The sequence below is a fragment of the Enterobacter sp. ENT03 genome (assembly GCF_019218745.1).
Taxonomy (GTDB): domain Bacteria; phylum Pseudomonadota; class Gammaproteobacteria; order Enterobacterales; family Enterobacteriaceae; genus Enterobacter_D.
Genome location: NZ_JAHUXA010000003.1, coordinates 67,394 through 89,997, shown reverse-complemented (window position 1 = coordinate 89,997; position 22,604 = coordinate 67,394). Strand labels below are relative to the sequence as shown.

Genomic DNA, 22,604 nt, shown 5'->3' with positions numbered 1-22,604 from the left:
GATCGTTACAGGACAGGAAAACCGTTAGGCCTGAACCAGCACTTCATACTCGTCAATATCGTGTTCTTTGCCCTTGTAGCTTACGCTACAGCCCTTCGCTAAATGACTTCCTGCTTTACCAGTAAATAATCCCTGCTCAAACTTCGCTCGCGCAATATAGAGTCGACGGCCATCTTCTTCTTGCCCACCCACCAGCGCGTCAAGAGGGATATTTTTTCCTTTTACCGGCACCCATTTCACCGGGCCGGTATATATTTCGAACTCTGTAACAGTGTATTCGGTGCCACCCCAGGGAACATATGCGCTATTTCCATAAACCCATTTCCCCGGATGAATGCCGCCCTTAATACGTGCGCGAATGATAAATATCGGCGCAGAACCCTGTACACCCGGAACACCTTTTTCATAACCTGCAACCGGGCAATCTAACGGAATAAATCTATTGTCGGGGACTTTCCACATAATAAAACTCCTTCTTTCCAGGATCATCGCGAGCTGAATCAAATAGCCTCAATGGCAGTGATAACCGGCGCAGCGTCTAGCGGCACATAAATAGTGACTTTAACTACCGCGATGTGTTCAGGACTGGACGTGAGCAGGCTTTGTTTCGCAATAAAGCTATGATTCATGCCTGATACCAACTGTTGACCGAGATGCATCAATGGTTCATAACCGGCACCGTCAAATCCCTCAAACGCCTGATTAAATATATCCAGATGCTCCACTTGCATGGCAGGGATATTTTTATTCACTGTCGGATTGAATGACCACCCACCGAATTTATTCATATTAGTGTCCTTAATATTTCAGATTGAGCTTCCAGTTAATTTCTCGTTAACGCAAAAACAGCTTAAGACGGTAATGATTACTGGAATGTGACCTGGCTTCAAAAAATATACAAAGCCACCAATTCCGGTAAATTAATAATTGAAAAGGCTTCATTAATAATGCACATAAATATTTGCAATGATCACATACAATATAAATATAGTTCCAAATGCTTTTAATAATAAAAAACCGGCCAGCAATGCTGACCGGTTTCAGTTAACACAATCGTTTAGAAGTATTTCCGCAAATACTCCGTCAGACATAACATCGCCATCGCCTGCCCGTAGGGCATCGAGGTGCGCGGGATATTACGATAGAACTCCAGATCCGATCCCATGCCGGTGCCAAACGACGTCTGCAACAGCTCCCCTTCCGGCGAAATGTTCTGCACGATCCCTTTGATGGCTTTCTCCGCCACCGCCGCATACTCCTGACTGATATAGCGCTTACGCACCGCTTTCAGAATGCCGTAGGCAAAACCTGCCGTTGCCGAGGATTCCAGATACGACTGCGGATCGTCGAGCAGCGTATGCCACAGACCGCTGTCATCCTGGCATTTCGCCAGCGCCGCGACCTGCGCATTCAGCACCTGCACCAGATAGCGACGCACAGCGTTGTTTTCCGGCAGATCCACCAGCTCCACGAAGTCCGGGATCACGATGGTCAGCCAGCTGTTGCCCCGCGCCCAGCGCGCTTTCGCAAAGTTATGGTTGCCTTCGTAATTCCAGCCGTGGAACCACAGCCCGGTTTCCCGATCCATGAGGTTCTGCACGTGCAGCAGAAACTGATACACCGCCTCTTCCACATACGCCGGGCGATCCAGCAGCTTGCCGATTTTCGCCAGTGGCAGCACGGTCATCATCAGTGTGTCATCCCACATTTGCTGATGATTCTCTTCGGCCAGCGTGATGTGCTGCATACCGCCGTGATCGGTGCGCGGCATGTCGTGCATCGCCCACTCTGCCCAGCTTTCCAGCCATGGCAGATACGCCGGATTGCGGCTCTCTTCATAACGGTACGCCAGCGTCAGGAACGGCGCCATGGTGTTGACATTTTTGGTGGTCGCGCCTTCTGCAAAGCGGTCGGCAAACCAGCCGTCGATAATATCGCGCATCGCCAGATCGCCGGTCTGCTGGTAGTACTGCCAGATGCCATACAGACCGACACCGTGCGTCCATTCCCAGCCCGCCCAGCCTTTGGTATCAATGATGCGTCCGTCATCTAATCGCAGTAAAAACTCACCGGATTCATCCCGAATGTTAACCAGGTTATGGGTCACTTTCTGGATCAGTGCCTTCAGTTCATCGCGGGCAATAAAACGCTCCGGCTGACACAGTAAAGGGCTATATTTGACAGGATAAACAATCATTTACTTCACCTCTTGAGTATTGAATTCAGTCGTGGCGCGAGCTTTGAGAGAACCCGGGGCTGGCTTATTACGGTTCAGATAGCCAATGTTGTTATTGCCCCACAGGGATTCGAGCGGCATCCCCGCCAGCATTTCTACCGTCGCACGGGCTTCCGGGGTGACGGTTTCCGGCATCACGCGGCCTGTCTGGCGCATCTTCTCGGTTTCCTGGCGCAGCACGCTATGGGTTTTCAGGTTCAGTTTGAAGCGCAGGGAGACCAGGAAGCCGCACAGCAGCACCGCCACGGTACCGAAGCAGAGGATCATCAGAATGGTATGGCTGACTGACTCCACCTGGGTTTTCTGGCCGGAAACAAAACCAGATGCCTGCATGATGATACCCACCAGCATGATGGCACCCGCCTGGGAGGCTTTACGCGTCAGGGTCATAATACCGGCGAAAATCCCTTCACGGCGCTGGCCGGTCACCACTTCGTCAATATCAGCGATATAGGTATAGGTATTCCACGGCACATAGTTGATGCCGCCGCGTCCCAGTCCCGCCACCGCAGAAATCAGCAGTAACAGCGAATAAATATCGCTCAGACCGGCATAGTAGAGAATGGCGTAAGAAACCGAGCTCAGACCAAACAGCACCACCACCATACGGTAGGACGGCGCTGGTCCGAAACGGATACACAGCGGGATCATCATGATGACCGCGATGAACTGGAAGATGGCCATGGTGCCCAGCAGGTTCGACGCCATAGACGCATCCTGCATCAGCACGAACACCACATAGTAGGTAAACACGGCGTTGAACACGTCCTGCGCGATATAGCCGCCGAGGTACATGCCCAGATGTTGACGGAAGATCTTAATACGGAGCGTGGAGCTGAGCTCGACGAACAGACGTTTCATGCTCTGGCCAAAGGTCAGATGTTTCTTCTCTTCTTCCGCCCGCAGTGCCGCCTCTGTCCAGTCTTCCCGCGGCCGTTCCCAGGTGAAGAACCACACAAAAGTCAGCATCAGCGCACACAGCACCGAGAACACCAGGCTGGCATAAAAGAAGGAAACCGGATTGTCTTTACCGAAATGGGTTAACAGAATGCCTGGCAGGAACGACGCCAGAATGGCGGACATCTGCGCCATACCGATACGCGCGCCAGAGAATTTGGTTTTCTGTTTGAAATCATCGGTCATCTCCGGCACCAGGGTTTCATAGGGCACCAGGATCATGGTGTAGACGATGTCAAAAATCAGGTAGGTCAGCAGGTAATACCAGAAGCCCATGTCCCCTACCCACATGATGGAGTAGCTGAACACGCACGGAATGCCGAGCATGATAAAGAACTTACGACGCCCGAAGCGTTTCCCCAGCCAGGTCGAGCCAAAGTTATCGGTTAAAAAGCCCATCAGCGGGCTTATCACCGCGTCCAGAACCCTGGCGGTGGCAAAGATAAAGGTCGCTTCGATGGGAGTTAAGCCACAGAAGGTAGTGTAGAAGTAGAGGAGCCAGGCGGCGGTCAGCGCTGTGGTGCCCGCCCCCAGGAAATCACCCGAGCCATAAGCCAGGTAGTTTGCCAGTCCAATTTTACGTGTTTTCATTGCCGCAAACCCTTTTTGTTATTGGGAGCCCTCAGGCAATTGGCGTAGCCTGAGAGGAACATTACACGGCTAAAGTAGAATTATGTGATGAGAGATACCTTTCTGTTTCTGCCAGCATACGGACGCAACTGGCAAAAATGCAAAGAGTCTCATCATGCGTGTCACTGATTTATAAAACAGTGTTTCTTGTGGTTCAAAAGGCGGGGTCAAATTATGAGAGCCCGCCACCGGATTGCAGAAGAAATCAACAGTGGCGGGTTAAAAGACGGGCGATTAGCGGTAGTTAACGATGACTTCGTTGCGACTGACTTTTAGCGCCGGGATCAAGCGACCGCCGCCGGGCACTTCCCAGACAAAACGCAGCGGCTCTGCTGCCGAAACATTAGCAAAGCCCATGGTGGTGCCGCTTTCGCCGTCCAGTTCCACGCAGCGCGTTTGCGAGCACAGACGCACCAGCAGCCCCGCCGGGGTCGGACCGTTCAGCTCGTAGCGCCAGGCCACCAGCGTCATCACGCCGCTGGCGGGTTGGGAGGCCGACAGCGGCTGAGATGACGCCGCCTGTCCACGATGATTCAGCGTGATGCCGATGCTGCTGGCCTGCCACGCTCCCTCACCCGCCGCCTGCGCGACCAGCGGCAGTGCGATTAACCATGCCAGTGCGCGCATTATTTACCTCCGATGGTGGCAGTCATACGGATGCTGCGGTTATCCGACAGCTCCATGTTCGACAGCACTACCAGCTGCGGCAGACTGCGGCGCAGGAAGCGCGACAGCAGCGGACGCAGCGCATGGTTCACCAGCAGAACCGGCGGCGCGCCGAGCATCTCCTGTCGGGCCAGCGCTTCCTGGGTTTGCGCCAGCAGACGATCCGCCAGCCCCGGCTCCAGACCGCCGCCGCCCTGCAAGGCCTGCAACAGCAGACGTTCAAGCGGCGTATCCAGACCAATCACCTGCACTTCGCCGCTGCCTGGGAACCATTGTTGGGTAATGGCGCGACCCAGCGCCACGCGGACCACCGTCGTCAGTTCATGCGGATCGTTTTGCACCGGCGCATGTTCCGCCAGCGTTTCCAGAATGGTGCGCATATCGCGGATCGGCACTTTTTCTTCCAGCAGATTTTGCAGCACTTTATGCAGCGTGGTCAGCGTCACCACGCCCGGCACCAGATCTTCTGTCAGCTTCGGCATCTCCTGCGCGACGCGATCCAGCAACTGCTGGGCTTCCTGACGACCAAAGAGTTCAGCCGAGTACTGGCCGATCAAATGGTTGAGGTGTGTTGCCACCACGGTACTGGCTTCCACTACGGTGTAACCCTGGATCTGCGCCTGCTCTTTCAGGGCGCTTTCGATCCAGATCGCCGCCAGACCAAAGGCCGGATCGACAGTCTGCTCACCCGGCAGCGTACCCGCTGCGGTGCCAGGGTTAATCGCCAGCCAGCGGCCCGGATACGCATCGCCGCTGCCAATTTCCACGCCTTTCATCAGAATACGGTAACGCGCCGGCGGCAGATCCATGTTGTCGCGGATATGCACCACTGGCGGCAGAAAGCCCATATCCTGCGCGAATTTCTTACGAATACTGCGGATGCGGCCTAACAGCTCGCCATCCTGCTGCATATCCACCATCGGGATCAGGCGGTAGCCCACTTCCATGCCCAGCGGATCTTCCAGCTGCACATCACCCCAGGTGGCTTCCACCGCCTGGGTATTTTCCGGCATTTTGACCGGAGCGGCTTCCACCGGCGCTTGCTGTTCGCGACCGCGCAGCCACCAGGCCAGACCCAGTAACCCCGCCGTAAACAGCAGGAAGACAAAGTTTGGCATCCCCGGCACAAGGCCCAGCAGACCCAGCACCGCGGCGCTTAACACCATGACGCTTGGGTTGGTGAACAGCTGGCTCACCATCTGTTGGCCAACATCTTCATCGGTTGCCACACGGGTGACGATCACGCCCGCCGCGGTAGAGATCACCAGCGCCGGGATCTGCGCCACCAGGCCATCACCGATGGTGAGCAGCGTATAGCTTTCCGCCGCATGTCCGACGTCCATCCCGTGTTGCAGTACGCCCACCAGCAGGCCGCCGACCACGTTAATCACCATGATCAGGATGCCCGCGATGGCGTCGCCACGCACAAACTTACTCGCCCCGTCCATTGAGCCGTAGAAATCGGCTTCCTGCGTCACCTCAGAGCGACGTTTTTTCGCTTCTTCTTCGCCAATCAGCCCGGCGTTCAGATCGGCGTCGATCGCCATCTGTTTACCCGGCATCCCGTCCAGCACAAAGCGCGCGCCCACTTCCGCAATACGCCCGGCACCTTTGGTGATCACCATAAAGTTGATAATGACGAGGATAATAAACACCACGATACCGATGGCGAAGTTACCGCCCACAAGGAAGTGGCCAAAGGCTTCAACCACTTTACCTGCCGCCGCGCCGCCGGTGTGTCCGTCCATCAGAATGATACGGGTCGAGGCGACGTTCAGCGCCAGACGCAGCAAGGTGGTAAACAGCAGGATCGTCGGGAACGCGGCGAACTCCAGCGTACGCTGAGTGAACATTGCCACCAGCAGCACCATAATCGACAGCGCAATGTTGAACGTAAATAACAGGTCAAGAATGAACGCCGGAAGCGGCAGCACCATCATCGACAAAATAAGCATTATGAGGATCGGTCCGGCAAGGATCTGCCACTGAATCGACTTCATGTTGCCAGGTAAGCGCAACTTTGCCACCAGATTATTCATCAGTGTCCTTCTCGTTCATAAAATCCAGTGCTTCAGGCACAGGAAGATTTGCAGGTTTAACAGGTGCACTACCACCCGCCAGACGCCAGCGTTTCAGCTGCCATACCCAGGCCAGCACTTCTGCCACGGCGCCGTAAAGCTGCCCTGGGATCTGCTGACCAATTTCCGCATGACGATATAGCGCACGTGCCAGCGGGGGAGCTTCAAGGGTAGGAATTCGGTTCTCGTTGCCAATTTCACGGATGCGCAGGGCCACAAGCCCGGCGCCTTTGGCGATCACTTTCGGCGCGCTCATTTTGTTTTCGTCATACTTCAGCGCCACGGAGTAGTGCGTCGGGTTGGTGACGATCACATCTGCCGTCGGCACATCGGCCATCATGCGACGACGCGCCGCCGCGCGCTGCATCTGCCGGATGCGCCCTTTCACGTGCGGGTCGCCTTCGGTCTGTTTGAATTCGTCGCGAATATCCTGACGGGACATGCGCAGTTTCTTGAAGTGGCTATAGAGCTGGAAACCAACGTCAAAGCCCACCATCGGGATGATACTCAGCACCACCAGCAGCACGCACATGCCCACCAGGTCGAGGGCGTTGTTCATCGCCGTGGTCGGCGCTTCGCTCATCAGCCGCATAATTTCCGGCCATTTGTTCCACAGATACAGCCCGGCCACGCCGCCCATCAGCACCGATTTCAGCACCGCTTTCAGCAGCTCTGCCCCCACCTGCGCGGAAAACAGACGTCCGATACCGGTGATGGGATTGAGCTTGGAAAATTTAAACGCCAGCGATTTGGTGCTGAAAATCAAGCCGCCCAGCAGGATGGGTGAAACCAGTGCGATGATCACCACGCCGGTGATCAGCGGCAGCAGCGCATACATCGCCTCTTTCACCAGCAAAATTATCTGCCCCAGGATCAGCTTCTGGTCGTTGATAATACCGTGGTCAAACCGTAACCCCGATGACAGTAGCCCCGCCAGCCGTCGGGCGATCGACTCCCCGCCAATCCAGACGATGCTTACGCCCACCACTAAAATCAGCAGTGACGTCAGTTCTTTGGATCGGGGGATCTGCCCTTCCTCACGCGCTTTGTCTAGTCGTTGGGGTGTGGGGGCTTCTGTTTTGTCGTCGCTATCTTCTGACACAGCCGAAGTTCCGGAGATACAAGTTTGTAGCATGATGCCAGAGACAAGCCGGAGCAATGGGCAGATAAGCGAGACTAAAAGGCGGTTTTTTCAGGCAACAGGAACCCTGCGGCGTGTACGCAGCATCGGGAGAAGGCAGAGAAGGCAGAGAATGCAAAGAATGCAGAAAATCGAGGCAAAACCATTAACCCCGCTCCCCGTCTGCCGGACTGCGCAGACGGAAAGCGGGATTGACGGTCAGAAGCCGAGGCTGTCCAGCAGGTCGTCGACCTGGTCCTGGCTGGCAACAACGCCTGCTTTGGTGGTGTCCAGTTGCGGTCCGTTCAGCAGGCTCTCGTTTTCACGTTTCGCGCGCGCAGCCGGTTCCGGCATGTTGTCGAGCAGCACCATCAGCAGCTGACGCTCGATTTCCTGGATCACGTCCATCATGCGCTTGATCACCTGACCGGTCAGATCCTGGAAATCCTGCGCCATCATGATGTCGAGCAGCTGGGCGTTAGTGAAGCTGGTATGACCCGGCACGTCGCCAAGATACTGACGCGTATCGGTCACCAGCGCTTTGGCATCCGTCAGCTCGATAGGATTTTCAAACCACTCATCCCAGCGTTTGGTCAGCGCTTTCGCGCCGGACTCCATGGCATCCTGATGCGGCTGCGAGGCTTCGACGCTGTTAAGCGCACGTTCAGCGGCCTGCGCCGTCATCTGCACAACATAGTCAAGACGGTCGCGCGCGTCCGGAATGGCTTCTGCCGCTTCGGCAATCGCCTGATCCAGCCCCAGCTCACGCAGGCTGTCGCGCAGCATACGTGTCAGGCTACCGATACGGGCGATAATGTCTCCGGCAGCGTTTTCGTCTGACGGTTTAATCTGCGGTTGATGCATCATTATCCTGCCCTCACATGCCAAGTTTCTCGAAGATCTTGCCAAGTTTCTCTTCGAGTGTTGCCGCGGTGAACGGTTTCACCACGTAGCCGCTTGCGCCTGCCTGCGCGGCCGCAATGATGTTCTCTTTTTTCGCTTCCGCTGTGACCATCAGCACCGGTAGCGATGCCATGGTGCCGCTGGCACGAATGGTTTTTAACAGTTCCAGACCGTCCATGTTCGGCATGTTCCAGTCAGAAATCACGAAACCGAAACCACCCGCCTGCAGTTTATTCAGCGCGTCAACGCCATCTTCTGCTTCTTCGACGTTGTTGAAACCCAGCTCTTTCAGCAGGTTGCGCACGATGCGACGCATGGTGGAAAAGTCATCCACAACCAGAAACTTGAGCTCTTTGTCCGCCATAAAACTACACTCCTCGTTAAATACGTATTGCCTGTCCGGCACTGATTTTTGCCAGCATCTGCTGGCTTACCTGGCTAAGATCGACCACTTCGCTAACGCCACCCATATTGATAGCCTCGCGCGGCATGCCGAACACCACACAACTTGCTTCGTTTTGTGCGATGGTCCAGGCGCCCGCCTGGTGCATCGCTAACATACCGGCCGCGCCGTCGTTGCCCATACCGGTGAGGATCACCCCCACGGCATTACGACCTGCGAACTTCGCCACCGAATGAAAGAGCACATCCACAGACGGACGATGGCGATTAACCGCCGGGCCGTCATGGATCTTGATTTGATAGTTTGCCCCACTGCGCGACAGTTCCATGTGCCGATCACCGGGCGCAATATAGGCGTGTCCTGGCAATACACGCTCTCCGTCCTCTGCTTCTTTCACGCTAATCTGACAGAGTTTGTTCAGACGCTCGGCAAAAGAACGGGTAAAACCAGGCGGCATATGCTGGGTAATTAATACCGCCGGGCTTGAGAGCGGCAGCGGTTGCAGCACATGACGGATCGCTTCGGTGCCGCCGGTGGACGCGCCGATCACCAGCAGTTTTTCTGAGCTGAGCAGCGGCCCGGCTTTCAGGGTAACCGGTGCGGCGGTCGGCTTATGCGCCGCCAGCTTCGCACGGGACGCGGTACGCACTTTTTCTGCGATCATCTCGCTGTACGCCAGCATCCCTTCGCGAATACCCAGCTGCGGTTTGGTGACGAAATCAATCGCCCCCAGCTCCAGCGCGCGCAACGTGACCTCTGAACCTTTGCCGGTTAATGAAGAAACCATCACCACCGGCATCGGCCGCAGACGCATCAGCTTTTCAAGAAAATCCAGCCCATCCATGCGCGGCATTTCAACATCCAGCGTCAGGACATCGGGGTTAAATTTTTTGATTAAATCCCTCGCCACCAGCGGATCTGGCGCGGTTGCCACCATCTCCATATCGCTGTGGCTGTTGATGATTTCCGTCATAATCTGGCGCATCAGTGCGGAGTCATCAACGGACAATACCCTGATTTTACTCATGCTTTTTCCTTACTCAGCGCATAAACAGTCTGCCCACGAAGGGTAAACTCACGCGCGAGGTTGCTAAAATTCTCCGAGTGCCCGGCAAACAGTAATCCGTCGGGCTTAAGCAACGGTGCAAAACGGCGCAAAATGTCCTGCTGTGTCGTTTTATCAAAATAAATCATTACGTTACGACAAAAGATCGAGTCGAACGGTCCCTGTACGTTGTACTGCTTCGCCAGCAGGTTAACGGGGGTGAATTCAATGTAATTCGCCAGCTCCTGACGTACGCGCACCAGGCCGTCGTGTGGACCCGTACCGCGCATGAAATAGCGCTGTAACTGCTGCGGAGAGAGCGTTTTCAGCTCGTCCACGCGGTAGATCCCGCTTTTGGCTTTCTGTAGCACTTCAGTATCGATGTCGCTGGCGATCACCTTAAAGCGACCCGGTGCCATCCCCAGCGCATCGGCAAGCGTGATAGCAATCGAATACGGCTCTTCGCCGGTGGAGGCCGCCGCGCACCACACGCGGTATTCTCCGCTGCGTTTGCGGGCGTGGTCAGCCAGCACCGGGAAGTGGTGTGCTTCACGGAAAAACGCCGTCAGGTTAGTGGTCAGGGAGTTAATAAACGCCTGCCACTCGGCATTACTCTGGTTCGCTTCCAGCATGCTCAGGTAGCGACCAAAATCATCCAGGCCCAGCGCGCGTAAGCGGCGAACAAGGCGGTTGTAAACCATGTCACGCTTATGGTCAGCCAGTACAATCCCTGCACGCTGGTAAATCAGTTCACATATCCGACGAAATTGCGTGTCGGACAACGCCAGACGTTGTGTCATCTGTAACAGCAGCGATGTTTGCCCGTTGGGCATGGATGAGGTCATAGCGCCTTCTTAATTACTTTCAGGTTACAACGGGCACGGCTTCAGGCAGTGTCCCGGCAGGTGTTGAATGGTGTTCATCGAGCTTAAATACGGCGACCAGTGATGTCAGATGGTCTGCCTGATTGGCCAGTTGTTCGGTGGCCGACGCCCCTTCTTCTACCAACGCGGCGTTCTGCTGCGTCACCTGATCCATCTGGCTGACCGCAAGGGCGACCTGTTCGATACCGCGGCGTTGTTCATCCGACGCCGAGGCGATTTCGCCCATGATGTCGTTGACCTGGGTAACAGACCGCACGATGTCGGTCATGGTCTGGGCGGCGGTACCCACCAGCCCGGAACCTTGCTGCACGCGGGAGACGGACTCTTCAATCAGGCCCTTGATCTCTTTTGCCGCCTGCGCACTGCGACTCGCGAGGTTACGCACTTCGCCCGCCACCACGGCGAAACCGCGGCCCTGTTCCCCTGCCCTCGCCGCTTCGACGGCGGCGTTCAGCGCAAGGATATTGGTCTGGAAGGCAATACCATCGATCACGCTGATGATGTCGCCGATTTTTTGCGAACTGGCGGCAATGTCCTGCATGGTTTGCGCCACGCGGGTGGTTTGCTCGCCGCCTTTACGCGCGGTTTCTGCCGCGCTGGACGCCAGCCCCGACGCCTGACGGGCGTTGTCGGCGTTCTGCCCGACGGTGGCGGTCAACTGCTCCATACTGGCGGCGGTTTGGGCCAGCGACGCGGCCTGCTGTTCAGTGCGCGACGAGAGATCGTTGTTACCGGCGGCAATTTCGGCAATACCGGTGTGCATGGCGTTACTGCCGTTACGTACCTCGGTCACGGTGCCGCGCAGTGCGGTCTGCATGGTCTTCAGACTGGCAAAAATCGCCGAGATCTCGTTACGTCCGTACACCAGCACCGGTCGCGCCAGATCGCCGGCGGCGATGCTGTCAAAGTGGCTGCTGATGATCGCCAGCGGCTGCACAATCATTTTGCGTGACCAGTACAGCGCGCTGGTGGTCAGCAGCGCCGCAAGGACCACCACGGTGAAGAAGATCACCGCCGACATATGGTAATTTTTCTGCCCGTTGACGCTGGCGGTTTCCACAAATGCGTCAATATGCTTCTGCCAGGCCATAAAGTTGTTATCAAACGCCGCCTGGGAGGTTTCAACCGGTGCGGTCATAAAATCCGACAGCTGGTTGTTCTCAAGCCAGGTGGCCTGATGGCTTAAATCGTCATGCCAGGCGGTAAACGCCGTTTTCGTTTTCTCTTTCAGCGCGTTGCCCTCGGCAGACGTCGCTTCAATGGCGAGAAAGGTTTTCAGCTGGTTTTGCGCCTGCTGCAAACTCTCCTTCGCCGTCACCATCAGTCCTTTAATATCTTCCGGCGGGTATGCCAGCGCGGTCAGCGTGCCCGCCTTGTTCAGCGCGATCCCGGCCTGTAACAGGGTGGTGCGTATTTGCGCCAGCGTGTTACGTTGCAGATTGCTCTTCTCGATCTGTTCGAGATGCTGATAGCCATCGCGAAACGCCCAGAACGACAACCCGTTACTGCCTACCTGCAAAATGCCGCAAACAATCAAAATCAGAAAAAGTGTGGTCGAGATACGAATACGATTAAACATTCACGCTCCCATCAGGTGGCATTGCCACGTTGCTGTCACTTAAAAAGTTTCCCAGTTAGCATCTTGTCCGGTGCGGGTCTGACGGGCGGCCACCGCCTGTGGGATCACAGACGATGGCGTGACGCCAGGCTTTGCCGGTATGCCGGGTACAGTGGCAAGACGGAAAGCGGATACGGCCATATTCAGTCGGCTGGCTTGTTCTTCTAATGCCGCGGCAGCAGCCGCAGACTCTTGTACCAGCGACGCATTCTGCTGCGTGACGCGATCCATCTCGGAAATCGCCAGCGCAACCTGATCGATCCCGCGGCTCTGTTCATCCGACGCGGAAGCAATTTCACCCATGATGTCAGTGACGCGGGTAACCGCGTTGACAATATCGTTCATGGTTTCCCCGGCGCTCTCCACCAGCTCAGAGCCGGTATCAACACGCGAGACGGAGTCTTCAATCAGTGCTTTGATCTCTTTTGCCGCCTGGGCGCTGCGGCTGGCGAGGTTACGCACTTCCCCGGCCACCACGGCAAAGCCGCGTCCCTGCTCTCCGGCGCGGGCCGCTTCCACCGCGGCGTTGAGCGCGAGGATATTGGTCTGGAAAGCGATGCCGTCGATCACACTGGTAATGTCAGCAATTTTCTTCGAGCTGCCGGCGATGTCCGACATGGTTTTCACCACGCTGTTCACCACGTTGCCGCCGCGTTCAGCGATGTCGGAGGCGCTTTGCGCCAGCTGTGAGGCCTGGCGGGCGTTGTCAGCGTTCTGCTTCACGGTGGAGGTCAACTGCTCCATGCTGGCAGCGGTTTCCTCCAGCGCAGAGGCCTGCTGTTCGGTACGCGAAGAGAGATCCTGGTTGCCGAGGGCGATTTCGCTGGTGCCGCTGTAAATGGCGTCCGATCCCTGACGCACGCGGGTCACGGTATCGCTCAACGACTGCTGCATGTGGTTCACGCTGTCCGCCAGATCGGTCATTTCGTTGTGACCTTCAATGGCCAGCGTTTGCGTCAGATCGCCCTGGGCGATCTCGCGGATATGGCGGATCACGCGGTTAAGCGGATCGAGCAGGATTTTACGGATGCCGAACCACACCACCATCAGCACCAGCACTAACGCCACCGCGAGGGTTGCCATTTGCCATTTGGCAAAGCGGTAATCACTGACGCTTTGCGTGAAGGCGTCCTGATACAGCGACGCGCTCAGGGTGGCGTACTGTTTCATGGCATCGCTCATGCCGTTCTGCATACCTTGCGTCGGCTGGGCGAAATAGGCATCCATGTTGCCGGTTTCCAGGAACTGGATCAGCTCAGCGAGGGCCGTTGAATACGCGCGGTATTTTTCATCCAGCGTCTGTGCGGCCTGCACCATTGAGGCCTGGGCCGGGAGTGCCTGGTAAGCCTCGTAATGTTTTGCCGCCTCAGCCAGCGAGGCATGGGCGTTTTTCAGCAGATCCGTTTTGGCGCTGCTTTGTTGATTGTTCGCATCCATCATCATGCGCGCCGCCGAGCGGCTTAAGTTGATGCGCGTTTGCAGCATCAGCTCCCAGGTGCTGGTCAGCTCGGCTTGCTGCGAGCGGAGATCGTTAGAAACAGCAAAACTCTGTTGGTTTTCTTTCAGGGAAGAAAACAGCAGACCACCGGAAACCAGCTGCAGAAGTGCGAAGACCACCAGCACCATCATCAGCATGGTGACAACACGGATACGATTCAACATGCAACAACACCTTATTGATGACTTATTAACGGTGTTATCGGCACGACTTAAGGGAACTTTACATTTGCGAAAAGTAAAAAATCAGCGCAGTCCTAAAAGGCGACATCCACAATCACCGTGTCTTCATAGGTCCCGCCAGGCGGCGTGGCCTGCGTAGTGAGCACTTTGGCGGTGTAATTAAAGGTGCGGGTCAGGCCATCACCGCTGAGCTGCGATGACAAGCCGCTGTCCCAGCGCTCGCTGCCGGTGCTGCCCCAGCGGTTAGTGGTGTTGCCTTTGTAGATCTCATAGCTCAGGCGGTTATTGCCGCTCGCCATGTTGCGTACCGCGCCGTTCGGGTACAGCCCGTTGCTCAGCCCGACGGTGTAATTGCTGCCTTTGGTGCAGGTCATGGTCACCGCCTGTGAGATGGTCGGGAAGTTCTGCACCAGCGGTGAACTGCCGAAATTGACCGCCGGGGCGGTGATGGTTGAGCAGTCATTGGTGATGGTGCCGTTAACCTGCAACGTGGTATTCACCGTGCCGCTTTGCGGTGTGCCGCACAGGCCGAGCGCCCCCAGCGCACAGACGTTGTAATTGACGGTCAGATTAAGGGTCACCTGATACGGTCCCGCAGAGACATTTTGCCCGGCGACGGTGCGCAAAAAGATCGGCAGCGTATAACGCTGTGAGCCAAGTAACCCCAGCAGCGCCGAGGCGTTCCAGGTATAAGGCGTGGCGTTAATCGTCACTTCGCTGTTGTTGTTACAGCCGGATTGCCCGCACACGCTGATGGGGATGAGATCCGTGACCGTCAGATTATCGGTGCGTTTCATCGCCGCGCGGTTGCTGGCAGACGACGAGGCGCTGGTCATGCTCACGGTGATGGTGTCATTCGTCAGCAGCCCCAGCACGCGGTCACACTGCACGATCAATTGCCCGGTGGTGGTCTGCGCGGTAGTGTTCAGCGCAAACGAGGTGACCGGACCAAACGACGCCGCCACCGTACTGGCGGTACAGGCTGCCAGCGCCTGCGGGCTTAAGGCCATAAATAAGATCAGTAACAGACCGGCGCGCAGCATCAGCGTCTCTCCTGACAGGTAAGAGGACCAAAAGTTTGCAGTTTATGACCGGGATTCGCGCCCACCTGCAGGGTCGTGTAACAGGTTTTGTTGTCCGGGGTCGTCACCCGCAGCGGATTTACGCTGTCGAGGTTTTCCAGCCAGGCGATGCCGTCATAGCCAACGATGGCTGTCGGTTTGCCGTCACGCCACACCTGACTTGCCAGCGGCAGCGCCTCGCCGTTTTCATCATGCAGGATCACGCTCGCCACCCGCTCCTGCACCATCGGAAACTCCACCAGATAACCGCTCTGCCGCCGCAGGGAGATACGCCGTTCAGTCTCTTTCAGGCGCGTATCCGCCGGTAAGTTAAGCGTGTTAATGCTGTAACTCGCCGGGTAGTACGCCGACACGCCGCTGATCAGCAGATAGCCGTTTTCGTCGGTGGTGCCCACCGGCTGGTTTTCATAGTTGACCGGGACGGCCGGATTGCCGCCAGTACTGATCACCACAAAGGCATCGTTGATTTTGTTGGCGGTGAACACCTGGTTATCCATCAGCACCAGCGAGCCCATGGCTTCCCCCCACCAGGTAAACATATCGGTTTCACCGTAGCCACCGCCCTGCAACTCCACATGGTTGTTGCGCCAGCCGAGGGTGGCCTGTTGATAGCTGTCGGCCTGGGACTGACGGGCATAGGCCATGTTCCAGCTAAAGCCGCCGTCGGTTGGCATCGCGTGGTTGTAGTTCACCCGCTGCGTATTGCCAGAATAAGGCCGTTTTTCGACGCTGATGGCCGCACTGTCGCGTTCGCCGAGCGGGATTTGCAGCGACATGCCAAAGGTCCAGTCGCCTTGCTGATTGTCGCGACTGGCCGCAAGGTTAATACTGCTGCTGCCCCACAGGTTGCGGCTCCAGGAGAGGTTTAACAGTTCGGTTTTATCGTTGTCGAAGCTGCGGACACCGATCCACGCCGCGCCGACGTTGCCGAAATCGCCCATATTGAAGGTCAGCGAATACTGTTCGGTATTGCGACTCAGCGTGGCGACGGGCTGGCGGCGGTTATCATCATCGTACTGGTAGAGCGCCGTCTGATCGTAGAGCGCGAGGTTGCCGAAGCCGCGCTCACGGCGACTGTGTTGGGTGGTGATACTGAAGCGGCTGGTGCTGTACTGGTAGCCCCAGTTGAACTGGCTACCGCTGTTATCGCGCATCCGGCTTTGCGTCCATGCCGAATTCACCACCCCGAACTGGCCGAGTTTAACGACCGCTCCCGCGCCGCCGAGCGCCAGCTCCTGCGCGGCTTCGCCGTGGCCTTCCAGCGTCAGATAATCGGTCAGGCCGTAGCGCAGCGTGCCGCTACCGGCGGCCGGGCCGTAATCAAAATTGTCGATGCCGTAGTTACGCCGCAGGCTGCCGATGCTGATCGCGCCGTCGCTGAGACCACTTTTCAGCACCTCGCTGGCGACATAAAACGGCAGCGTGGTGCTCACCTGACGGCCCAGCGCATCGGTGGTCACCAGCACCGCATCCCCTGCGCCGTTGATATAGGGCAGATTGGTCAGCGTAAATGGCCCCGGCTGTAAGCGGGTGTTCCCGGCGCGATAGCCGTTGATAAACACATCGACGGAGGTCGGCACCGCCGCCTCGCCGGAAAACTGCGGCAGCGGCCAGGTGACCAGGTCGGGACGCACCGTGAAATCCCGTCCGTAACGAATGCCGCCAAGCCGCACGCTGTTGCTCCAGCTCAGGGAATCGGAAATCACATCCCCCAGATCCCACACGGTGGCGTCGTCTTCGTTGGTCAGGGTTAAGGTGGTGTCGTAGCGGATATAACCCTGTTTTTGCTGCACATCGCCGGAGAGATTTTGCCGCTGCGTGCCGGTAGAGTTGAGCACCGCGTTTTGCTCAAAAAAACGCAGCTCATGCCACAGGGCGATCTGGCTGCCGATGTTCTCCGTCTGGCTGGTGTAGATGTCGTAGTTGAGCAGCGCCCCACGGCCATACATCGGTTCACTGCGTTCGCTGTCGCCGGTAAACGAGGTGCTGTTTTCCCCCACCCATTCGCGGGGCACAAACAGCATCAGCCGCTGGCCGCTGCTGTCATACTCGACACGCACCTCCGGCAGCGCCGAGACGTTAACCTCGCCCTTCGGCAGACGGTCGGCGGGCAGTCCGGCGCGCCGGAGGTTTTCGCTGTCAACAAAAAAGGCGTTTTGCCGACGGATCACCGGCACCACCTGCTGCGTATCACGGTAGTTGACCACCAGCGCAAGGTGAAACGTCGCCTCGTCGTTCAGCGCCTGTGCATCAGGGGGCGGCGGCAATGCGTCGTCCCCGTTGGCGGCCTGCACGCTGCCGGTACTGCCGAGGCTCAGCATCATCATTGCGATCAGCGCGCGGGGGCTGACTGCCATGTCGTATCCCTGGCGTTAATGGTGGCCGTCATGGCAGAGGGGGAACTGATACCGGCGGGCAGCGGAAAACGGCGGGTGCTGCCGGGCAGAACATAACCCAGCAGACCATCCGCCAGTTCCCTGCTCTGACCGCCCTGCTGAACGTTTACGTTACTTAACCGCACATGCACATCGCTGCGGTTGGTGATTTCGATGGCCGGTTTGCCGCCGTCGCGCACGGCGCGCCAGCTCAGATCCCGTGCCTCCACCAGCGCGTGGTTCGCCCCTTCCCGCTGGGTGGCGATGCCCTGCCCGTAGGCAAACAGCGGAATGGAATAACGCATCTGGATCTTCAGCCCGATTTGCGGTGTTTTGTCATCCTGGGGCTGGGGGATCTCATCAACAATAATACGGTAAGCCTGTTCGACGCCTGCCGGCACCGTGGTCTGTTTGATAAGGCGGATCAGCTGTTTGCTGCCCTTCTCAATGCGCACAATAGGTGGACTGGCGACCACGTCCTGTTGCGGCTGGTAGCGTTCGTTGCCGCCATCCTGACGCCAGCGCACGATGCGCACTTGCATGGTGGTCGGGGTGTCGCCCTGGTTCTGGATCCACAGTTCAGTGGCGGGCGTATCCGCTGCCAGCCACGGATCGATAGGCCATAACAGAATGGTGGCTGCCGCCTGTACCTGCGGCGCACTTAGGGCCAGCGCGGTAGTGAGCAGCAGCGCTGCCTGTCGAGGATAAATGCTCATAGACGTCTCCCTGTCTCACCATGTCAGGGTCACGGTGAGTTGATCGCTATAGTTGCCTGCGGGACTCAAACCCGTCAGCTGCGCCGCGCCGAACAGCGTAAGCGCAATGTTGTTACTGTTGCTGTAAGTGACCGAAACCGACTGGTTCTGGGCGATCTCCGTATTGGCCGCCAGCGTGCTGCTGCTGTACAGGCGATACGGCACGACCTCGGTGCCGCCGCTGCGCCGCATATTGCGCACACTGGTGTAATTCAGCCCGCCGTTGATGCTCATGCTCAGCGCCACGCCGGGGGTACAGGCCAGCAGTAAAGAGGAGTTGGGCACGAAACTGGTGGAGACACGCCCGCTTTCCACGCCGCTATGGGTGCCGAAATTCAGCGTACCCAGCACGCCACCGGTACCGCTGGTCACCGAACAGCCCGGCGTTATCGTTGCTCCCACCCGGAATGACTGGCTGGTAACAGCCAGGGCGGTTCCCTGCATCATGAGTCCTGCTAACGCCAGCCCGAAAATAAGGCGCAGGACTCCCCGGCTTCCCCGCAGGGAAGCTGGCGCTCCATCAGATTTCATCGTGCGGAGCGTTAGTAAATAACGCTCACGTTTATGGTGTCGGTATAGGTACCTGGTACGACCGTCACGCTGTTACCGCCGCCCTGGATACGACCATAGAGGGTGTAGTTGTTGACGCCGCCGGTGGTTGAGGCAACAGGCAATGGCGCGTTGTTCGCTACCACGTTACTGAAGCCGCTGTCGCTGTAGAGGCTGTAGGCCACGCCCTGCGCAGTGTTGGTGGTATTCACCAGATAGCGGGCCGGGGTGCCTGGCGTACCGACCACGGTACCGGGTGCGGTGGAGTTGGTGTTGCCGGTGATCTGGACGGTATAGCTGTCGGTGGTGCACTGAATGCCGAAGCTGTTTCCGCCCCCCGAGCCGGTAAGCTGGGTGGTCAGTGTCGAGAAGGTTGCCGGATGTTCACCAAAGTTCAGCGTACCGAAGTTGATGCCGTTCTGGTTTGGGGATCCGTTTATCAGGCAGCCGTTGGTCAACGTCAGGGTGGCACCGATGGTCCCGTTACTGGTCACCGCCTGAGCATTCTGCCCGGCGAATAACAATGCGCTACCCGCGAGGAGAATACGTAAATTTCTGTTCATGTTATCGCCTCCAGTAAATAAGCTTTCCGCTTATTGCGATAAAGGATGAGCTGCCGGGGATATTATCCTGCCGGGGAAATAACAGGATTAACAGAAATTTAGCTCAGGGAGAGGTAAAGAACTACCCTGTAAAACAGGGGTCATATGGACGGGTGATTGACACAAATTATCATTAATTTTCAGCTTGTTAGACAATAAAACAGGATGTAAACAAACGTTTCTAAAAAGGATATATTGCCGCTGGCGTGATTTGAATCACAAATTAAAATGCCGTTTTCTGTCGTTACATTTATTTGTCGTTAATATTAGTTAACTGGCACTTAATTATTGCGCAGAGGAATAATAATAAACGCGGGTTATTTTAAAAATTGCGGGAGATATATTTAATAAAAGGCCGGAAAAATAAAAACGCTCTCGGGAAAGAGAGCGTTTTTTTTACCGGTTTTGCCCGGCGGCGCAAGCTTGCCGGGCCTACAGGTCAACTCAATGCGGAACGTCAGGCGACGTGCGTAGCCGCCACGTCAAGCAGCGCCATTTCATCGCTGTTGAGCAGTTTTTCGATGTTCACCAGGATCAGCATACGGTCGCCAAGCGCGCCGAGGCCGGTCAGGTATTCAGTGGACAGCGTAACCGCGAACTCCGGTGCCGGGCGGATCTGATCCGCGGCCAATGACAGCACGTCGGAGACGCCGTCAACCACGATGCCCACCACACGCTGCCCCAGGTTCAGCACGATCACCACGGTGTTTTCGTTGTACTCTACGTCCATCTGGCTGAACTTCACGCGCAGATCGACGATAGGCACAATCACACCGCGCAGGTTGGTCACCCCTTTGATGAATTCCGGGGTGTTGGCAATGCGGGTTACCTGATCATAACCACGGATTTCCTGCACTTTCAGAATATCGATACCGTATTCTTCCCCGCCAAGGGTGAAAACCAGGAATTCCTGACCTGATGGCTCGCCAGCCAGTTTCGTTACATTACTCATACCGGTCATGTTTATACCTTCTTACCTAAATCAGGCGGCTGTATGCGCCATACGTTGTTCACGGTTTAATCCCTGTAACGCCGAAACATCCACAATCAGCGCGACACTGCCATCACCGAGGATGGTCGCCGCAGAAATGCCCGGCACTTTGCGATAGTTGCTTTCCAGGTTTTTCACTACCACCTGATGCTGACCGATCAACTGGTCAACCAACAAGGCGTAACGACGTCCTGCGCTTTGTACGATCACCACGATACCTGCGGTGGCTTCCGTTTTCGCGCCCTTGACGTCAAAGACTTTCCACAGTTCTACCAGCGGCAGGTATTCGCCACGCACTTCCAGAACGCGCTCGCCACCCGCCAGCGGGTGCAGATCTTCTTCACGCGGTTGCAGCGATTCCATCACAGCGTTCAGCGGCAGGATAAAGACTTCTTCGCTGACCTTCACGGACATGCCGTCGAGGATCGCCAGCGTCAGCGGCAGCAGGATACGAATGGTCGTGCCCGCGCCCTGTTTGGATTTGATTTCGACGTGGCCACCCATCTCCTGGATGTTACGTTTCACCACGTCCATGCCGACACCACGGCCCGACACGTCGGTTACCTGTTCAGCGGTGGAGAAGCCCGGCGCGAAGATCAGCATCCCGACTTCTTCGTCAGACATGCTTTCGCTCACCGCCATACCCTGAGACATGGCTTTCGCAAGGATACGTTCGCGGTTAAGGCCTGCGCCATCGTCGGTCACTTCGATACAGATATTGCCGCCCTGGTGTTCGGCGGAGAGCACCAGGTTACCCACGGCGGATTTACCGGCGGCAACGCGGACGTCCGGCAGTTCGATACCGTGGTCGAGGCTGTTACGCACCAGGTGCGTTAACGGATCGATAATGCGTTCGATCAGGCTCTTATCCAGCTCAGTGGAGCTACCGATAAGGGTCAGTTCGATCTGCTTGTTCAGTTTGGTGGCGAGATCGCGCACCAGGCGCGGGAAGCGGCTGAAAACATATTCCATCGGCATCATACGGATGGACATCACCGATTCCTGCAGGTCACGGGCGTTGCGCTGCAACTGGCCCATGCTGGTGATCAGATCGCCATGGGTGACCGGATCCAGTTCGTTTGAGCGCTGGGCCAGCATGGACTGGGTGATCACCAGTTCGCCCACCAGGTTAATGATCTGGTCAACTTTTTCCACCGCCACACGGATGCTGGTGGATTCGCTGGCGCGCGCCGGTTTTTCACGTTCCTGGCGGCCCGCCGCAGCCTGTTCTTTCGGTACGGCTTTCAGCACGGGTGCTGCGGCCACGACCGGCACCTGCGGTGCGCTTTCAGCAACCACCGCGCTCGCCGGTTCAGCGTTCGCTGCGGCAGCGGGTGCGGTTTCGAAAGCAATCTGATCCTGCTCTACCACGAAGCAGAGCACAGCAATCAGATCGTCCTGGCTCACGCCGCCATCCAGCGTCGCACTCAGGGAGTCGCTGCCTTTTACCACGTCACTTAAGGTGGCAAGGTTTTTAAGTTCGTCTTCCAGCAGGCCGACTTCGTTCTCTTTCAGACGCGAAATCACGATGCGCAGCTTGTCGCTGTTGGCAGCAGGCGCGGTGGACACGTCAGCCTGTTCATCCTGCGCGTCGACTACCGTCAGTTTTGCACCGTTAACGGCAGGCACCACTTCACCCTTCGCTTCCAGTGCCAGCTGACGCAGGGCATTGCAGATATATTCAAAGCTGGCGGCATCTGGCTCTTGTGAGCTTTTATAGGCGTCGAGCTGTTCCTGCATAATATCTTTGGTTTCCAAAAACAGATTGATTATATCGGTGTTGAGCTGCATCTCACCGCGCCGGGCTTCATCGAGCAGGTTTTCCATCAGGTGCGTGGTTTCCTGCAAAATGGTGAAGCCAAACGTGCCTGCGCCGCCTTTTATAGAGTGCGCGGCCCGAAAGATAGCATTCAGTTGTTCAGAGTCCGGGGCTTCAGGCACCAGATCCAACAAATGTTGCTCCATGTCCGCCAACAACTCGTCAGCTTCATCAAAAAACGTCTGATAAAAATCGCTAATATCCATGCTCA

20 protein-coding genes are annotated in these 22,604 nt (G+C 56.8%); all 20 read right to left on the bottom strand.

Going from position 1 to position 22,604, the window contains the following annotated elements; all coding sequences use genetic code 11:
• Nucleotides 1-24: 24 nt before the first annotated feature.
• Nucleotides 25-462, bottom strand: a complete 438-nt coding sequence (locus tag KW828_RS07050; RefSeq protein ID WP_218335724.1) for a DUF3421 domain-containing protein — start codon at nt 460-462, stop codon at nt 25-27.
• A 38-nt stretch (nt 463-500) separates the two neighbouring features.
• Entirely contained in the window at nt 501-788 is a 288-nt protein-coding gene (locus KW828_RS07045) for a hypothetical protein (RefSeq protein WP_218335723.1), read from the bottom strand.
• Between the two features lie 269 nt (nt 789-1,057).
• Nucleotides 1,058-2,197, bottom strand: a complete 1,140-nt coding sequence (locus KW828_RS07040; protein ID WP_218335722.1) for a glycoside hydrolase family 105 protein — start codon at nt 2,195-2,197, stop codon at nt 1,058-1,060.
• Nucleotides 2,198-3,784 (bottom strand): MFS transporter, encoded by a 1,587-nt coding sequence (locus tag KW828_RS07035; protein ID WP_218335721.1) that lies wholly within the window; start codon nt 3,782-3,784, stop codon nt 2,198-2,200.
• A 273-nt stretch (nt 3,785-4,057) separates the two neighbouring features.
• Entirely contained in the window at nt 4,058-4,450 is a 393-nt protein-coding gene (locus tag KW828_RS07030; protein WP_218335720.1) for a flagellar protein FlhE, read from the bottom strand.
• Nucleotides 4,450-6,528, bottom strand: a complete 2,079-nt coding sequence (flhA, locus tag KW828_RS07025; RefSeq protein ID WP_218335719.1) for a flagellar biosynthesis protein FlhA — start codon at nt 6,526-6,528, stop codon at nt 4,450-4,452. The genes KW828_RS07030 and flhA overlap by 1 nt, the downstream gene beginning before the upstream one ends.
• A complete protein-coding gene (gene flhB / locus KW828_RS07020; RefSeq protein ID WP_218335718.1) occupies nt 6,521-7,669 on the bottom strand; it encodes a flagellar biosynthesis protein FlhB in 1,149 nt (382 codons plus the stop codon). Before flhB ends, flhA begins: the two co-directional genes overlap by 8 nt.
• Before the next feature lie 237 nt (nt 7,670-7,906).
• Complete coding sequence (gene cheZ, locus KW828_RS07015) at nt 7,907-8,551, bottom strand: protein phosphatase CheZ (RefSeq protein WP_218335904.1); 645 nt, start codon at nt 8,549-8,551, stop codon at nt 7,907-7,909.
• Nucleotides 8,552-8,564: 13 nt separating this feature from the next.
• A complete protein-coding gene (gene cheY, locus KW828_RS07010; protein WP_218335717.1) occupies nt 8,565-8,954 on the bottom strand; it encodes a chemotaxis response regulator CheY in 390 nt (129 codons plus the stop codon).
• 16 nt (nt 8,955-8,970) lie between these two features.
• Entirely contained in the window at nt 8,971-10,020 is a 1,050-nt protein-coding gene (cheB, locus tag KW828_RS07005) for a protein-glutamate methylesterase/protein glutamine deamidase (protein ID WP_218335716.1), read from the bottom strand.
• Nucleotides 10,017-10,883, bottom strand: coding sequence for a protein-glutamate O-methyltransferase CheR (gene cheR, locus KW828_RS07000; RefSeq protein ID WP_218335715.1), 867 nt, complete (start codon nt 10,881-10,883; stop codon nt 10,017-10,019). Before cheR ends, cheB begins: the two co-directional genes overlap by 4 nt.
• Nucleotides 10,884-10,902: 19 nt before the next feature.
• Nucleotides 10,903-12,501, bottom strand: a complete 1,599-nt coding sequence (gene tap / locus KW828_RS06995; protein WP_218335714.1) for a methyl-accepting chemotaxis protein IV — start codon at nt 12,499-12,501, stop codon at nt 10,903-10,905.
• 39 nt (nt 12,502-12,540) lie between these two features.
• Nucleotides 12,541-14,202 carry a methyl-accepting chemotaxis protein II gene (gene tar, locus KW828_RS06990; protein WP_218335713.1) on the bottom strand — a complete coding sequence of 554 codons (1,662 nt, stop codon included), beginning with the start codon at nt 14,200-14,202 and terminating at the stop codon, nt 12,541-12,543.
• Nucleotides 14,203-14,294: 92 nt separating this feature from the next.
• On the bottom strand, nt 14,295-15,263 hold the full coding sequence (locus tag KW828_RS06985; protein WP_218335712.1) for a spore coat U domain-containing protein: 969 nt from the start codon (nt 15,261-15,263) through the stop codon (nt 14,295-14,297).
• Nucleotides 15,263-17,659, bottom strand: a complete 2,397-nt coding sequence (locus KW828_RS06980; RefSeq protein WP_218335711.1) for a fimbria/pilus outer membrane usher protein — start codon at nt 17,657-17,659, stop codon at nt 15,263-15,265. Before KW828_RS06980 ends, KW828_RS06985 begins: the two co-directional genes overlap by 1 nt.
• On the bottom strand, nt 17,635-18,393 hold the full coding sequence (locus tag KW828_RS06975; protein ID WP_218335710.1) for a molecular chaperone: 759 nt from the start codon (nt 18,391-18,393) through the stop codon (nt 17,635-17,637). The genes KW828_RS06980 and KW828_RS06975 overlap by 25 nt, the downstream gene beginning before the upstream one ends.
• 15 nt (nt 18,394-18,408) lie before the next feature.
• Nucleotides 18,409-18,879, bottom strand: coding sequence for a spore coat U domain-containing protein (locus KW828_RS06970; protein ID WP_371316092.1), 471 nt, complete (start codon nt 18,877-18,879; stop codon nt 18,409-18,411).
• 95 nt (nt 18,880-18,974) lie between these two features.
• Nucleotides 18,975-19,544 carry a spore coat protein U domain-containing protein gene (locus KW828_RS06965; RefSeq protein ID WP_218335708.1) on the bottom strand — a complete coding sequence of 190 codons (570 nt, stop codon included), beginning with the start codon at nt 19,542-19,544 and terminating at the stop codon, nt 18,975-18,977.
• 496 nt (nt 19,545-20,040) lie between these two features.
• Nucleotides 20,041-20,544 (bottom strand): chemotaxis protein CheW, encoded by a 504-nt coding sequence (cheW, locus tag KW828_RS06960; protein WP_218335707.1) that lies wholly within the window; start codon nt 20,542-20,544, stop codon nt 20,041-20,043.
• Between the two features lie 21 nt (nt 20,545-20,565).
• Nucleotides 20,566-22,599, bottom strand: a complete 2,034-nt coding sequence (cheA, locus tag KW828_RS06955; protein WP_218335903.1) for a chemotaxis protein CheA — start codon at nt 22,597-22,599, stop codon at nt 20,566-20,568.
• Nucleotides 22,600-22,604: the final 5 nt, after the last annotated feature.